The 13,481-nt window shown below is 67.2% G+C and carries 16 protein-coding genes; 1 reads left to right on the top strand and 15 read right to left on the bottom strand.

The window, feature by feature from the left end; translation table 11 throughout:
- Window positions 1–4 precede the first annotated feature (4 nt).
- Window positions 5–955, top strand: a complete 951-nt coding sequence (gene hndA / locus ACTJLD_RS05055) for a 2-hydroxy-1-naphthoic acid nonoxidative decarboxylase (protein WP_440658188.1) — start codon at window positions 5–7, stop codon at window positions 953–955.
- 87 nt (window positions 956–1,042) lie between these two features.
- Here hndA and ACTJLD_RS05060 read toward each other — a convergent pair whose 3' ends face one another.
- The 15 genes from ACTJLD_RS05060 to ACTJLD_RS05130 form a co-directional block, all read right to left on the bottom strand.
- The gene (locus ACTJLD_RS05060) at window positions 1,043–1,945 is read right to left on the bottom strand and encodes a SphA family protein (protein WP_440658190.1); all 903 of its coding nucleotides are present in this window, start codon (window positions 1,943–1,945) and stop codon (window positions 1,043–1,045) included.
- A gap of 72 nt (window positions 1,946–2,017) precedes the next feature.
- Entirely contained in the window at window positions 2,018–2,839 is an 822-nt protein-coding gene (locus ACTJLD_RS05065; protein ID WP_440658191.1) for an alpha/beta fold hydrolase, read from the bottom strand.
- Between the two features lie 36 nt (window positions 2,840–2,875).
- A complete protein-coding gene (locus ACTJLD_RS05070) occupies window positions 2,876–3,067 on the bottom strand; it encodes a 2-hydroxymuconate tautomerase (RefSeq protein ID WP_059684940.1) in 192 nt (63 codons plus the stop codon).
- 14 nt (window positions 3,068–3,081) lie between these two features.
- Window positions 3,082–3,870 (bottom strand): 2-oxo-3-hexenedioate decarboxylase, encoded by a 789-nt coding sequence (gene dmpH / locus ACTJLD_RS05075; RefSeq protein WP_060068268.1) that lies wholly within the window; start codon window positions 3,868–3,870, stop codon window positions 3,082–3,084.
- Window positions 3,867–4,913 (bottom strand): 4-hydroxy-2-oxovalerate aldolase, encoded by a 1,047-nt coding sequence (gene dmpG / locus ACTJLD_RS05080; RefSeq protein ID WP_175852088.1) that lies wholly within the window; start codon window positions 4,911–4,913, stop codon window positions 3,867–3,869. The genes dmpH and dmpG overlap by 4 nt, the downstream gene beginning before the upstream one ends.
- A gap of 40 nt (window positions 4,914–4,953) precedes the next feature.
- Window positions 4,954–5,874 carry an acetaldehyde dehydrogenase (acetylating) gene (locus ACTJLD_RS05085; RefSeq protein WP_059684935.1) on the bottom strand — a complete coding sequence of 307 codons (921 nt, stop codon included), beginning with the start codon at window positions 5,872–5,874 and terminating at the stop codon, window positions 4,954–4,956.
- Window positions 5,875–5,914: 40 nt separating this feature from the next.
- Entirely contained in the window at window positions 5,915–6,697 is a 783-nt protein-coding gene (gene dmpE, locus ACTJLD_RS05090) for a 2-oxopent-4-enoate hydratase (protein ID WP_059684934.1), read from the bottom strand.
- A 28-nt stretch (window positions 6,698–6,725) separates the two neighbouring features.
- A complete protein-coding gene (locus tag ACTJLD_RS05095; RefSeq protein ID WP_175756656.1) occupies window positions 6,726–8,237 on the bottom strand; it encodes a 2-hydroxymuconic semialdehyde dehydrogenase in 1,512 nt (503 codons plus the stop codon).
- Between the two features lie 69 nt (window positions 8,238–8,306).
- Complete coding sequence (locus ACTJLD_RS05100) at window positions 8,307–8,756, bottom strand: GlcG/HbpS family heme-binding protein (protein WP_059684932.1); 450 nt, start codon at window positions 8,754–8,756, stop codon at window positions 8,307–8,309.
- A 21-nt stretch (window positions 8,757–8,777) separates the two neighbouring features.
- Complete coding sequence (locus tag ACTJLD_RS05105) at window positions 8,778–9,722, bottom strand: catechol 2,3-dioxygenase (protein ID WP_059695191.1); 945 nt, start codon at window positions 9,720–9,722, stop codon at window positions 8,778–8,780.
- 18 nt (window positions 9,723–9,740) lie between these two features.
- A complete protein-coding gene (locus ACTJLD_RS05110; RefSeq protein WP_060358328.1) occupies window positions 9,741–10,097 on the bottom strand; it encodes a 2Fe-2S iron-sulfur cluster-binding protein in 357 nt (118 codons plus the stop codon).
- Window position 10,098: 1 nt separating this feature from the next.
- Window positions 10,099–11,163, bottom strand: a complete 1,065-nt coding sequence (locus tag ACTJLD_RS05115; RefSeq protein ID WP_059695189.1) for an NADH:ubiquinone reductase (Na(+)-transporting) subunit F — start codon at window positions 11,161–11,163, stop codon at window positions 10,099–10,101.
- A gap of 25 nt (window positions 11,164–11,188) precedes the next feature.
- On the bottom strand, window positions 11,189–11,545 hold the full coding sequence (locus tag ACTJLD_RS05120) for a phenol hydroxylase subunit P4 (RefSeq protein WP_059684926.1): 357 nt from the start codon (window positions 11,543–11,545) through the stop codon (window positions 11,189–11,191).
- A gap of 69 nt (window positions 11,546–11,614) precedes the next feature.
- Entirely contained in the window at window positions 11,615–13,165 is a 1,551-nt protein-coding gene (locus tag ACTJLD_RS05125; protein WP_440658193.1) for an aromatic/alkene/methane monooxygenase hydroxylase/oxygenase subunit alpha, read from the bottom strand.
- 38 nt (window positions 13,166–13,203) lie between these two features.
- Window positions 13,204–13,473, bottom strand: a complete 270-nt coding sequence (locus tag ACTJLD_RS05130) for an MmoB/DmpM family protein (protein ID WP_059684923.1) — start codon at window positions 13,471–13,473, stop codon at window positions 13,204–13,206.
- Between the last annotated feature and the right edge of the window lie 8 nt (window positions 13,474–13,481).

The following is a 13,481-nucleotide window of genomic DNA, read 5'->3' on the forward strand; positions in this document are numbered from 1 at the left end:
CATCATGTCCGACCGCAACCGCATCGATGTACACCAGCATGTCGTCCCGCCGTTCTGGGCCGCCGCCCTGCCCGCCCACGGCGGCGACCCGTCCGGCTGGGGCAGCCCGACGTGGAGCCCGGAAAGCGCCATCGCATTCATGGATTCGCTGGAGATCCAGACCGGCGTGCTGTCGTTAACCGCGCCGGGCGTACAGGGCTGGAACGGCCAGGCGAAGTGCGACATGGCTCGCCAGGTGAACGAGTACGTCGCCGGCCTCGTCGCGAAATGGCCGACCCGCTTCGGAAACTTCGCGACGCTGCCGCTGCCCGACGTCGACGGCACGCTCGCCGAAATCGACCACGCTTTCGACACGCTGAAGGCCGACGGCGTCGTGCTGCTCAGCAACTACGGCGGCACCTATCTCGGCGATGCGGCATTCGAACCCGTGTGGGCCGCGCTCGACCGTCGCCACGCGGTGGTGCTCATCCACCCGGCCAAGCCCGCGATCGACGTGCTGCCCGGCATGCCCGGCCCGCTGCTCGACTACCCGTTCGACACGACGCGCACCGCGCTGCAGCTCGTCCTCAACGGCGTGATCACGCGCTACCCGAACGTGCGCATCATCCTGTCGCATGCCGGCGGCTTCCTGCCGTACACCGCGTACCGCTTCGCCGAACTCGCGCCGGGCGTGCGCAACGACGTGCCGGATCGCGACGGGCTGCTCGACCTGCTGCGCTCGTTCTACTTCGATACCGCGCTGTCGTCGCCGTCAGCGCTGCCGAGCCTCACCGCGTTCGCGCAACCCGATCGCGTGCTGTTCGGCAGCGACTTCCCGTACGCGCCGCCGTCGGTCAGCACGTCGTTCACCCATGCGCAGGATGCGTATGCGGCGCTGAGCGCCGACCGGCATGCCGCGCTCAACCGTGCGAACGCGCTGCCGCTGTTCCCGCGTCTCGCCGCGCTCGCGCGGTAACGCGCAATAACGCGCGATGAAGCGGCGCGTGACGCGCGGCGATGGCGGCATCACGCGTGCAACCGATGGCCGGCCCACGCCGTCAGATCAGAACGGAATGACGGCCTTCGCCCACACGGCCTCGCCGGCCGGCCGGTTGCGGACGAAAAACTCCTTCACGATGCGCGCTTCCACGCTGATCTTGCTGAACTGATAGCGAACCCCCGGCCCGATCGCGAACGCCTGCCCGCGAAACCCGTCGCCCGCGACCGGCTGGCCGTTCTGCATGTCGTCGGTGGTCTGCTTGACGAAGTAGCCCGACAGCCCGACCCGCACCTTCGGTGTCACCGCATAGCTCGCCGAATAGTCGACGTGAAACAGGTTCCCCGAGTGGTAATGCGTGTCGTTGTTCGGCGAGTTGAAGCTGTACGTGATCTTCGCGGATACCTCGACCTTGTCGTTCGGCAGCCACGACACGCCGAATACCGGCCGCGCGGTGTAGTAGTTCTTGCCCGTGTTCAGCGCGGATTGCGCGTCGTACTGCCCGGTCGGGAACACGAACTCGACCGCCGCGACGGTGCGCAACGCGCCCGAGCCCCATGCGATCAGCGCGGGACTGACGATCAGGTCGCCGAGGTTGGTGCGGTCGAACGACGCGCCGCCCGCGTCGAGCGCAAGATGCTGCATCGGCAGTACCGCATACGCGCCGTAGCGCCCGCCGAGCACCGACAGGTTCGACATCCAGACCACGCGCGGAATCAGCACGTCCGCATCGAGCTTGAAGCCCGGCACCGAGCCGTTGCCGCGCGAATCGTTGAAGCGCGATGCATGGTAGTGCGTGTAGTACAGCAGCGCGTACAGCCCGGCCGGCGGCAGCGCGCCGGCGAAGAACGCTTCCGCGCCCTCGCCGATCGTGTCGCCGCCGCCCTCCGTCGCGCGTGCGCCCGTGCTCAGCGCCATGCCCGCGCAAGCCGCGAGCGAGATCAGTCCGAATGCAGCCTTTCGTTTCATCGATGTCTCCAATCTTCGTTCTACTGATTTGATTTATTGTGGTCGTCCTGCGCTGCCTGCCCTGCCGATGCGTTACTCGTTGAAGTGGTCGATCACGAGCCGGTTGAAGCGCGCGGCATGCTCGATCTGCGTCCAGTGCCCGCAGCGGCCGAACACGTGCAGCTGCGCGTTCGGCAGCCATTCCATCAGCTTCAGCGAACTCTCGAGCGGAATCACGCGGTCCTCGCGGCCGTGCACGATCAGCGTGTCATGCGTCAGCGCACGCAACTGCGTCTCGTCGCTCGAGAGCGCATCGACCCAGCGCTGGCGGGGCGCGGGAAACATGTTCGCGAACGCTTCCTGGTAGCCGGGCCGCACGCTCGCGTCGTAGCGCAGCTTCGCGAGCTCGTCGTTCACGAGCGTGCGATCGAATGCGAAGATGTCCAGCAGCGCGCGCATGTTCGCGATCGACGGCGTGTAACCCCACACCGCGTCGAGCCCTTCGGTCAGCGTGAAGCGCGTGCCGGCGGCGCCCATCAGCACAAGCTTGCCGACCCGCTCCGGCGCGCGGATCGCGAGTGCCAGCGCGAGCGCGCCGCCGAACGAATTGCCGACCACGTGCGCGCGCTCGACGTCGAGCGCATCGAGCAAGCCCAACGCGTGATCGACCCAGTGCGCCATCGAATAACGGTATCCGGCCGGGCGTTCGGTTTCGCCGAAGCCGGCCATGTCCGGCGCGATCACGCGGAACTGCCGCGCAAGCACCGGCATCGTGAGCCGCCAGTTCGCATAGGCCGTGACACCGGGCCCCGAGCCGTGGATCAAAAGCACGGGCGGGCCGTCGCCGACGTCGTGATAATTCGTGTCGATGCCGCCGGCGACGATCCGGCGGCCGATTTCAGGATTGGATGACATGACGCTCCCCCAGTCGATTCATGTAGACGCGGCGCATCAGCGCCCGCGCTGCTTCGCGCTCTGCCCGCCGATCCCGAAATGCGCCTTCGGCATCTCGGTGATGATCACGCGCACCGATTCGACCGGTGCGTCGAGCGAGCGATGGATGGCTTCGGTGACCTCGGCGATCAGGCGTTCCTTCTTGTCGTCGCTGCGGCCTTCCAGGATGTACAGATGAGCAACCGGCACGATCGGCCTCCCCGTCAGATGAAACGCAGGCCGACTGACCCGATGTCCTGCACGCGCAGCGTCACGCTGTCGCCGGCCGCGACGGCCACCGCCTCGGTGATGCCGCCCGACAGGATCAGGCTACCCGCCGGAATCGATTCGCCGCGCGCGCCGAGATGGTTCGCGAGCATCGCGATCGCGGCGGCCGGATGCCCGAGCACGGCCGCGCCCGCACCGAACGCGACCGGCAGCCCGTTCTTCTCGAGCACGACGCCGAGCGTGCGCAGATCGACGCCGTCCACCGGCAACGGGCGCCCACCCGCCACGAAGCGCGCGGCCGACGTGTTGTCGGCCACCACGCTCTTCAGGTCGAACTTGAAGTCGCGGTAACGGCTGTCGATCACCTCGATGCCGGCGATGACGAAATCCGTCGCGGCGAGCACCGCACCGATATGACAACCGGGGCCTTTCAGCTCGGCCTTCGTCACGAACGCGATCTCGGGCTCCACCTTCGGGTGAATCAGCGCGGACGTGTCGCACTCGCCGCCGTCGGGCAGGTCGTAGAGATCGGTGAGGAAGCCGAACACGGGCGTATCGACGCCCATCTGGCGCATCTTCGCGTGCGATGTCAGGCCGGCCTTGTAGCCGACGATCCGTGCGCCGCGTGCGAGCTGCCGGCGTCGGATCGCGTCCTGGACCGCGTATGCGTCGTCCCAGTCCATTTCCGGATGCCGGTCGGTGATCTTCGGCGTGTCGCGCGCTTCGCGCATGCAGTCGTCGAGATGCGCGGCGAGCGATTCGACAGTCTCGTTGGTCAGGTTCATGCAGCCTCCCGCTTCGCTTGCGCCGCGCGCGCCTTCGCGAGCGTCAACGCCGTGTCTTCGATCATGTCTTCCTGGCCGCCGACCATCCCGCGCCTGCCCAGCTCGACGAGGATGTCGCGCGCCGGGATCCCGTACTTGTCGCCCGCACGCTTCGCGAACAGCAGGAACGACCCGTACACGCCCGCATAACCGAGCGTCAGTGCATCGCGATCGACGCGGATCGGGAAATCCATCATCGGCACGACGAGATCCTCGGCGACGTCCTGGATCTTCCACACGTCGACGCCGGTCTCGATGCCCATCCGCTGGCACACGGCGACGAACACTTCGAGCGGCGTGTTGCCGGCGCCGGCGCCGAGGCCGGCCGCCGCGCCGTCGATCCGGTTAGCGCCGGCCTCGATCGCCGCGATCGAGTTCGCGACGCCCATCGCGAGGTTGTGGTGGCCATGAAAGCCGAGTTCGGTATCCGGCTGCAGCGCGTCGCGCACCGCGGCGAGGCGCGCCTTCACGTCGTCGGGCAGCATGTAGCCGGCCGAATCGGTGATGTAGATGCAGTTCGCGCCGTACGACTCCATCAGCTTCGCCTGCTTCACGAGCCCTTCCGGGCTGTTCATGTGGCTCATCATCAGGAAGCCGACGGTATCCATGCCGAGCTTGCGCGCCATCGCGATGTGCTGCTCGGACACATCGGCCTCGGTGCAGTGCGTCGCGACGCGGATCGTCTGCACGCCGAGCGCATGCGCCTCCTTCAGGTGATCGACGGTGCCGATGCCCGGCAGCAGCAGCGCCGACACCTTCGCGCGCTTCAGCAGCGGGATCACCGCGCCGAGGTATTCGGCATCGGTGTGCGCGGGGAAGCCGTAATTGACCGACGAGCCGCCGAGCCCGTCGCCGTGCGTGACTTCGATCAGCGGCACGCCGGCCGCATCGAGCCCGGTCGCGACCGCGCGCATCTGGTCGAGCGTCATCCGGTGACGCTTCGGGTGCATGCCGTCACGCAGCGTCATGTCGTGGACGGTGATTCGCTTGCCTTTGAGATTCATTGCCGTTTCCTTGTTCGTCCGGTCATGGGAGAAGCGCGCGTCAGGCTGCCTGCGCAACCGGCTGGAGCGCGAGGCGGCCGGCCAGCAGTTCCTCGGCGAACATCTCGGCGGTGCGCGCGGCGGCGGCCGTCATGATGTCGAGGTTGCCCGCGTATTTCGGCAGGTAGTCGCCGAGGCCTTCGACCTCGAGGTAGATCGACACGCGGTTGCCGTCGAACACCGGCCCGTTGACGATCCGGTAGCCCGGCACGTAGCGCTGCACGTCGGCGATCATCGCGTGCACCGATTCGACGATGCGCGCTTCGTCGGGCGCGCTTTCCGTCAGGCAATGCACGGTGTCGCGCATGATCAGCGGCGGATCGGCCGGGTTGATCACGATGATCGCCTTGCCGGCCTGCGCGCCGCCGACCTGCGCGACCGCCGCCGCCGTCGTGCGCGTGAATTCGTCGATGTTCTTGCGCGTGCCGGGGCCGACCGAGCGCGACGACACGGTCGCGACGATCTCGCCGTACGCGACCGGCTGCACGCGGGACACCGCGCGCACCATCGGGATCGTCGCCTGGCCGCCGCAGGTGACCATGTTGACGTTCATCTCGCCGGAGCCGATGTGATCCTTCAGGTTCACGGGCGGCACGCAGTACGGGCCGATCGCGGCCGGCGTCAGGTCGATCATCAGCACGCCGAGCGCGTTGAGCTTGCGGCTGTTCTCCGCGTGGACGTATGCGCTCGTCGCGTCGAACGCGATCTGCACGCCGTCGGCCTGCACGTGCGGCAGCAGGCCGTCGACGCCTTCCGCGGTCGTCTTCAGCCCGAGTTCGCGCGCCCGCTTCAGGCCGTCTGAATCGGGATCGATGCCGACCATCCAGACGGGTTCGAGCACGGGGCTGCGCATGAGTTTGGCGAGCAGGTCGGTGCCGATGTTGCCGGGGCCGATCAGCGCGCAACGGATCTTTCGGGTCATGGGGATGTCCTCGTTTGCGATTGAATGGAAACGGCGCCGCTCACGCGAACCGCACCGAACACGCGCCGATCCCGCCGATCGACACGCGGAAGTTGTCGCCGGGCCCGGCCGGCGCCATCGCGGCAAGCGCGCCGGACAGGATCACCTCGCCGGCCTTCAGCGGAATGCCGAGGCGGCCGAGCGTATTGGCGAGCCACGCGACGGCGTTCACCGGCGAGCCGAGCGCGGCCGCGCCGGCGCCGGTGCCGATCACGTCGCCGTTCTTCTCGAGCACCATCCCGCAGGTCGAGAGATCGACGCGGCGCGTGCTCACCGCCTGGTCGCCGAGCACGAACACGCCGCACGACGCGTTGTCGGCCACCGTGTCGCCGATGCGGATCTTCCAGTCGCGAATGCGCGAATCGACGATCTCGAAGCACGGCATCACGCATTCGGTCGCGGCCAGCACCATCGCGTTCGTCACGCCGGGGCCGAGCAGGTCGCGCTTCAGCACGAATGCGATCTCGCCTTCGGCCTTCGGCTGAATCAGCGTGTCGAGCGCGATGCATTCGCCCTCGCCGACCACCATGCCCGACAGCAGGTAGCCGAAATCGGGCTGGTACACGCCGAGCATGTCCATCACGGCTTTCGACGTGACGCCGATCTTTTTGCCGACGACGGTCTCGCCGGCGTCCAGGCGGCGCTGCACGAAGCGCTGCTGGATCCGGTACGCGTCGTCGATCGACAGGTCCTCGTGCTGCGACGTCAGCGGCGCGACGGGCATGCGCGACGTCATCGCGTCGTACAGCCGGTCGCCCAGCGTGGTAATCAATGTGGAGTCCATAAGCGTTTTCCGGTCGGTAACGGGGGGATCAAAGCTTGATGCAGACGTTGCGGAGTTCCGTGTAGAACTCGAGCGAATGCACGCCGCCTTCGCGGCCGATGCCCGATTGCTTCGCACCGCCGAATGCGGTGCGCAGGTCGCGCAGGAACCACGAGTTGACCCACGCGATGCCGACGTCGATCGACGCGGCGACGCGATGCGCGCGGGCCAGGCTGGTCGTCCAGATCGCGGTCGACAGCCCGTACACGTTCGCATTCGCTCGGCCGATCACCTCGGCTTCAGAGTCGAACGGCATCACGAGCGTGCACGGGCCGAAGATTTCCTCGCGCGCGATCGGCGAATCGTCGCCGAGGCCGGTCCAGATCGTCGGCTGTACCCACGCGCCGCCGCGCAGGTCGTCCGGCAGGTCGGGCACGCCGCCGCCCGTCACGACCGTCGCGCCGAGTTCGGTTGCCTTGCGGTAGTACGACAGCACCTTGTCGCGGTGTTCCTGGCTGATCAGCGGGCCGATGCCGGTCGTGTCCGCTTCCGGGCGGCCCGGCCGCAGCGCCTCGGCGCCTGCCTTCAGCGCGGCGACGAAACGCTCGAACAGCGGGCGCTCGACGTACACGCGCTCCGTGCCGAGACACACCTGTCCGGCATTCGCGAAGCACGAGCGCAACGTGCCCTCGACGGCCGCGTCGAAGTCGCAATCGGCGAACACGATCGCCGCGTTCTTGCCGCCCATCTCGAGGCTGACGGGCCGCGCGCCGTCGGCGGCCGCCTTCATGATCGCCGCACCGGTGCGCGTCTCGCCGGTAAACGTGATCGCGTTCACGCCGGGATGGGTCGTCAGGAATTCGCCGGCTGAATCGGGCCCGAAGCCGTGCACGACGTTGTAGACGCCGCGCGGCACGCCCGCCGCGTTCATCACTTCGCCGAGCAGCGCGGCCGTCTGCGGCGTTTCCTCCGACGGCTTCACGACCACGGTGTTGCCGCACGCGAGTGCCGGCCCGACCTTCCACGTCATCAGCAGCAACGGCAGGTTCCACGGGCAGATCACGCCGACCACGCCGACCGGGCGGCGAATCGCGTAGTTGAGCGCGCCCGCGCCGTCCGGCGTCGCCATTTCGAAGGTTTCGCCCGGCACGTTCTTCACGATGTCGGCGAACACCTTGAAGTTCGCGGCGCCGCGCGGGATGTCGATATGGCTCGCGAGGCTCACCGGCTTGCCGGTGTCGGCCACTTCGGCCTCGAGAAAATCGTCGAAGCGGCGCGTGATGCCATCGGCTACCGCGTACAGGATCTCGACGCGCTGTGCGACCGTGATGCCGCCCCACGGCCCCGACAGCGCCGCGCGCGCCGCATGCACGGCCGCGTCGACGTCGGCGCGGCTCGCTTCGGCCACGCGCGCGATCACCGCGTTGTCGAGCGGCGAGCGCTTGTCGAACCAGCGTTCTCCGGCGCGATAGCTGCCGTCGATGAAATTGCGGACGAGCCGCACGTCCGGCTGCCCGCCGGCGGGGCCGCGCGTCGCGGCGATGGGTTCGGTGTCGTACATGATTGTGTCTGTCGAGTGTCTTGAATCCGTGATCCGGTGGGTTCGTTCCGTGCGTTCGCGTGCCGTGCGTCATCGCGCGCGGAAGCCGGCGGCAGCGAGGCCCGCGTGCGCGCACTGTTCGTCCTGCGCCTCGCTGCCGCCCGACACGCCGATGCCGCCGATCCGCGCGCCGTCGTCGTCGATCGGCAAGCCGCCGCCGAACGCGACGAAGCGTGCGCGCAAGACGAGCCCCTGCCGCACCGCGTCCGAATGCGTGGCCAGCGCGTCGTGCCAGCCGCCGGTCGGCACGCCGAAACTCGCGGCCGTGTACGCCTTGTCGATCGCGATGTCGATCGAATGCAGCGGCGCGCCGGGCATCCGCACGAAGGCCGCGAGCAGCCCCGCCGCATCGACCACTGCGACGTTCACGCGCACGCCGAGCCGTTCGGCCGCTTCTGCCGCCGCGTGCGCGGCGCGCGCGGCGGCCGGCCAGTCGATCGTGCGCAACGCGACGCTGCGGGTCGAATCATTCCGTGCCATGACGCTGTGCTCCTTCGCGGGTCAGGTGTAGACGGTCGTGAACGCTTCGTTCAGCTCGCCGGAGTGGAAGAAGATCCCGCGCCCGAGTTCGTCCTCGGTCCATGTCGTGACCGGGCGATCGGGTTGCGCGAGATAGCCGAGCCCCGCGAAGGTTTCGTTGCGGTTGCCGCTCGGATCGAAGAAGTAGATGGTCGTGCCGCGCGTGATGCCGTGCCGCGTGGGCGCGACGTCGATCTTCACCTTGTTCTTCGCCATCACGTCGGCCGACTTCAGCACGTCGGCCCAGTCGTCGAGGAAGAACGCGATGTGATGCAGGCCGTTGCGCGGGCCGCCGACGAACGCGATGTCGTGCGGCGTCGAGCTGCGGAACATCCACGTCGCGGCGCGAATCGTGTTGCCCGGGCCGACCATCACCTGCTCGGCCAGATGGAAGTCGAGGCACTCGGCCATGAAGCGCGTGTTCTCCTCGACACGGTTCACGCCGGTCTCGGGATTCAGCTCGCACATCAGCAGGCAATGGTCGAGCCAGTGCACGGCCGAGCCCGGAATGTCGTCGGGCCAAGGATCTGGATTCAGCGAACCGACGGCCGTGCCGACCTGCTCCTTCTGCGCGAACAGGCGCAATTCATGCCCGCTCGGCAGCAGGAACCGCAGCTGGCGGCCCACGGCCGGCAACGCGCCTTCCGGCAGCATCTCGGTCTTGATCCCGTACGCGTCGATCCGCTGCCGCAGCGTGTCGAGGTCGGCATCGCGCTCGACCTTGTAGGCCGCATGCTTGAGCCCGGCCTGGTCGGACGGCGACAGGATCAGCGAATAGCGGTCCCATTCGTCCCAGCATTTCAGGTAGACATTGCCGGCCGCGTCGCGCATCGTCTCCTGCATGCCGAGCACGCGTATGTAATGACGCAGCGCTGCTTCCATGTCCATCACCTTCAGATTGACATGACCAATACGCATCACACTCATGGTGAGTCTCCTCCTTGGTTACTTGTTGAGTTCCGGCGTCCCGGCACAGGCCGATCCGCAGAAAAACGGCTTCTTCAGCCGGCCGGCCACTTCCAGTTCGACGTCGCCGTCGGCCGTCACGCGGCACGCGAGCGCATAACCGTCGCCCTCCTCCTCGGCGCTCACGTGCGCGCGGCTGACCGGCCCGAGCTTGCGCACCGCGCCGCGCAGCACGCGCACCTTGCACACGCCGCACCCGCCGTTCAGGCAGCCGACCGGGATGCCGCGCCGGCCGAGCTTCGCCATGCCGGCCAGCAGCGATTCGCCGGCGCCGCATGCGTAGCGCTCGTCGGTCTGCGCGATCGTCACCGTCGCGCACACGCGGCCCGCGTCCACGTCACACCCGCCGGAACAGCGGGCTGCGCGTCTGTTGCGCGTCGGCCGCCGAAATGAACTTCTCGTGATAGATGTCACGCTCGAACAGGCGCCCCTGCATCAGCGCGGTGATGCACGCGTCGATCATCGCGGGCGGTCCGCACAGGTAGGCTTGATGGCCGGAGAAGTCGCCGTCGAAATGCGCCTTCGCGACGTCGTGCACGAAGCCGTTCGCGACGCCGTCACCCGCGTCCGGTGCGCCTTCCGACAGCGCCGGCACGTACGTGAAATTCGGGTGGCGTTCGGCCAGCGCGCGGAATTCGTCGTGGTAATAAAGCTCCTTCGCGTTGCGCTGGCCGTAGATCAGCGTGATCGGCGCGGTAACGCCGCTCGCGAGCAGGTCGGCGATCATCGAGCGCGGGCTCGACAGCCCGGAGCCGCCGGCCATGAAGATCATCGGCAGCGCGGCCGAGCGGCGCACGAAGAAACGGCCGTACGGGCCCGACAGCCGCACGCGGTCGCCGGTCGCCAGCTGCTCGTGCAGGTAGCCGGTGCCCAGGCCGCCCGGCACCTGACGCACGTTCAGCTCGATCTCGTCGGTGGCGGCCACATCCGCCGGTGCGTTCGCGATCGAGAACGCGCGGCTCTGCCCGAGCCCGGGGATTTCGAGCTGCACGTACTGGCCGGCCTGGAAATGGATCGGCTGCGACAGCTTCAGGCGGATCGACTTGATGGTCGGCGTGAGCTGCTCGATGCGCGTGACGTCGGCCGCGAAGTCCTTGACCGGGATGATCTCCGCGTCGGGCTCCTCGTCGACGTCGGCCTCGATCACGGTGTCGGCCTGCAGCGTCGCGCAGCATGCGAGCGCCTTGCCTTCCTCGCGCTCGAAATCCATCAGCGCGAACGGGTTCGCGTCGCCAAGATCGGTCTCGCCGTCGAGTACGGCGACCTTGCAGGTGCCGCACAGGCCGTGACAGCACGCGTGCGGAATGTAGATGCCCTGGCGCAGCGCGGCATCGAGCATCGTCTGTCCTTCCTCGACCTCGATCGTGACGCCCAGCGGCTCGATGGTAAGTTGGTGGCTCATGATGGTTCGCTCGTCCGCATGGCGGTCAGAAGCTCGCGCCGCCGAGGCCGTCGAGGCCCGGCGTGCGGAAGCTGATCAGGTCCTTGTGCCCGAGGCCGTTGCCGGCGAGGCTCTGCGCGGGATCCGGCGTCCACGGCTCACCGGAGCGGAACCACTCGACGCGATCCCAGTCGATCTTCGCGAAATCCGGGTGGTAGCCGTAGACGGGCGGCAGCACGTCGCGCGCGAGCGCGCCGAACGGCAGGTCGGGCGGCAGCGGCAGGCAGAACGGCGCCGGGAACATCAGGTGGTCTTCCCAGCACACGTAGAGCAGCGGCGCCGGGAACTTCCCGACCGCGTCCTTCACCGGGAAGTCGTAGGGTTTGAGCGCGATGACGGCCATGTTTGTCTCCTGTCGGCCGGCGTTCGCGCCTTCGCGCGTGCGCCGGTCTCGTTCAAGGTTGCGTATTGATCAGTTGCTCGTGACCTGGCCGCGCCAGGCCGCGAAGTTCTTCTGGTCTTCCGAGGCTTCGAAATCGAGGTTGTCGCGGCCCATCTGCACCGCGTAGTAGTCGAGCACCGCGGCAAGCGGATCGAAGCCTTCCGCCGTCGGGTCCGCATCGGGCGGGAAGCAGTTGCCCTGATGGATCTGGTGCACCGGCAGCCACGCCTGCACGTACTTCTGCGGCTCGTGATCGAAGATTTCCTTGCAGTGATCGCTGCAGAAATGGAACTTGTTGCCGAGGTAATCCGATTCGCGCGCGCCGATCTTGCGTGCGTTGCCGGGCTCGGTGAACAGCATCGGGATCTGGCAGGTCTGGCACAGCATCGGCAGCGTCTTCATGTAGAAGCGGTTGCCGGCCTTCGCCTGCTCGCCCCAGTAATCGAAGCGCGGGCGGTAGTAGCGGTCGAACGAATCCGGATACTTCGCGGACAGCCACGCCATCTCGTCCTCGCCCGGCACCCACGTATGGAATGCGGACGCCGCGTTGAAGCCGTAGAACGTCGACCACGCCTGGTGGCTAATGTGGTCCTTGCCTTCGCATGCGTCCTGCCAGCCCTTCGGCTCGCGAATGCCGTAGCGCGCGAGATCCTTGAACAGCGCGCCGCCGTTCTGCTCCGCGTACATCTCCCACGATTCGCGCCAGCTCATCACGCGCTTCGGCTGCATGTAGTCCATCATCATCGCGACGAGCGTCAGCAGCCGGTAGCCGCGCCAGAACCACTTGTCGATCCAGCGCTGCACGATCGGCACGTTGTCGGGGTCCTGTTCGAGCAGGAACTTGATGCACTCGATGCCGAGCGTCATGTGACGCGATTCGTCCGATTGCGCGGAGAAGCCGAACGTGACGGTCGACATGTCGCCGTTGTACGCGGCGCCCGACATGAACGGCACGAACAGCAGGTTCGTCAGCACGTATTCGAACGAGAAGCTCACGGCGGTCAGGAATTCGAACGGCCCCGACGAATACGCATCCTCGAAGAACGACTTCGGCACCGACAGGTACCAGACGCGATCGAACCAGTGGTTCGAGTGATGGAACCCGTTGAAGAACCTGTTGTACGTCGACATCGCGTGCGTTTCGGTCTGGTAGTGCCGCAGCTCGTCGATCGACTGCATCTGGCACGCGATGCGCGCGCCCTCGCCGGTGAAATGCCGGCCGACGTGCGCGAAGCCGCGGTGCGCGAGGTATTCGAGCGGCGTCACGCCCTGGATGAACAGCTTCAGCGCATTGATGTAGCGCGCGTCCGTCACGCCGAGGAACGCGTTGTTCTGCGTGAACGCGTCGATCACCGCGTACAGTTTCTTTTCCTTCTCGCCCTGGTATTTCCAGTACGCGTCCATCGTCAGGCGGAACGGGTCGACCCACTTGTCCCAGTCGTGGATCTTGATGCCCTCGTAGCGGTCGTACGGGAATACCTTGTCCATCGGCTGGTAGGTCGTTTCCCAGCCGAGGCCGCGCGTCATCGCCGCGTAGCGGTCCTTCAGGCCGAGCTTTTTCTTGAGCGTAGGCGTATCCATTCGTGTCTCCGGTGTTGTCGGTGCGCGGTGCGCGGCGTTCAGTGCGACCAGCTCAGCGTGAACTGGTCGTCGTCCTCGTCGATGTGGCCCGACAGCGTGATCAGGTTCACCTGCAGCTGCTGCAGGTCGAAGCGCGTGCCGGTCAGTTCCTCGATCGTTTCGCGGCGGATCGTCAGGCGGTCCGGCGAATCGATCTTGACCATGCCGGGCGACTCGACCACCGTCGCGAGCGGGTTGTCCGCGACGATCGCCTCGACGATCGGTCTGGATTCCTCATTGGCCTGGAAGGCGATGAATACGTTGGACATGCTGGTTT

This window comes from Burkholderia sp. 22088 (assembly GCF_052045915.1).
GTDB lineage: Bacteria > Pseudomonadota > Gammaproteobacteria > Burkholderiales > Burkholderiaceae > Burkholderia > Burkholderia cepacia.

Coding starts and splice junctions, on each gene's coding strand:
- hndA (WP_440658188.1), top strand. CDS start 5: ATGTCCGACCGCAACCGCATCGATGTACACCAGCATGTCGTCCCGCCG.
- ACTJLD_RS05060 (WP_440658190.1), bottom strand. CDS start 1,945: ATGAAACGAAAGGCTGCATTCGGACTGATCTCGCTCGCGGCTTGCGCG.
- ACTJLD_RS05065 (WP_440658191.1), bottom strand. CDS start 2,839: ATGTCATCCAATCCTGAAATCGGCCGCCGGATCGTCGCCGGCGGCATC.
- dmpH (WP_060068268.1), bottom strand. CDS start 3,870: ATGAACCTGACCAACGAGACTGTCGAATCGCTCGCCGCGCATCTCGAC.
- dmpG (WP_175852088.1), bottom strand. CDS start 4,913: ATGAATCTCAAAGGCAAGCGAATCACCGTCCACGACATGACGCTGCGT.
- ACTJLD_RS05085 (WP_059684935.1), bottom strand. CDS start 5,874: ATGACCCGAAAGATCCGTTGCGCGCTGATCGGCCCCGGCAACATCGGC.
- dmpE (WP_059684934.1), bottom strand. CDS start 6,697: ATGGACTCCACATTGATTACCACGCTGGGCGACCGGCTGTACGACGCG.
- ACTJLD_RS05095 (WP_175756656.1), bottom strand. CDS start 8,237: ATGTACGACACCGAACCCATCGCCGCGACGCGCGGCCCCGCCGGCGGG.
- ACTJLD_RS05100 (WP_059684932.1), bottom strand. CDS start 8,756: ATGGCACGGAATGATTCGACCCGCAGCGTCGCGTTGCGCACGATCGAC.
- ACTJLD_RS05105 (WP_059695191.1), bottom strand. CDS start 9,722: ATGAGTGTGATGCGTATTGGTCATGTCAATCTGAAGGTGATGGACATG.
- ACTJLD_RS05115 (WP_059695189.1), bottom strand. CDS start 11,163: ATGAGCCACCAACTTACCATCGAGCCGCTGGGCGTCACGATCGAGGTC.
- ACTJLD_RS05120 (WP_059684926.1), bottom strand. CDS start 11,545: ATGGCCGTCATCGCGCTCAAACCCTACGACTTCCCGGTGAAGGACGCG.
- ACTJLD_RS05125 (WP_440658193.1), bottom strand. CDS start 13,165: ATGGATACGCCTACGCTCAAGAAAAAGCTCGGCCTGAAGGACCGCTAC.
- ACTJLD_RS05130 (WP_059684923.1), bottom strand. CDS start 13,473: ATGTCCAACGTATTCATCGCCTTCCAGGCCAATGAGGAATCCAGACCG.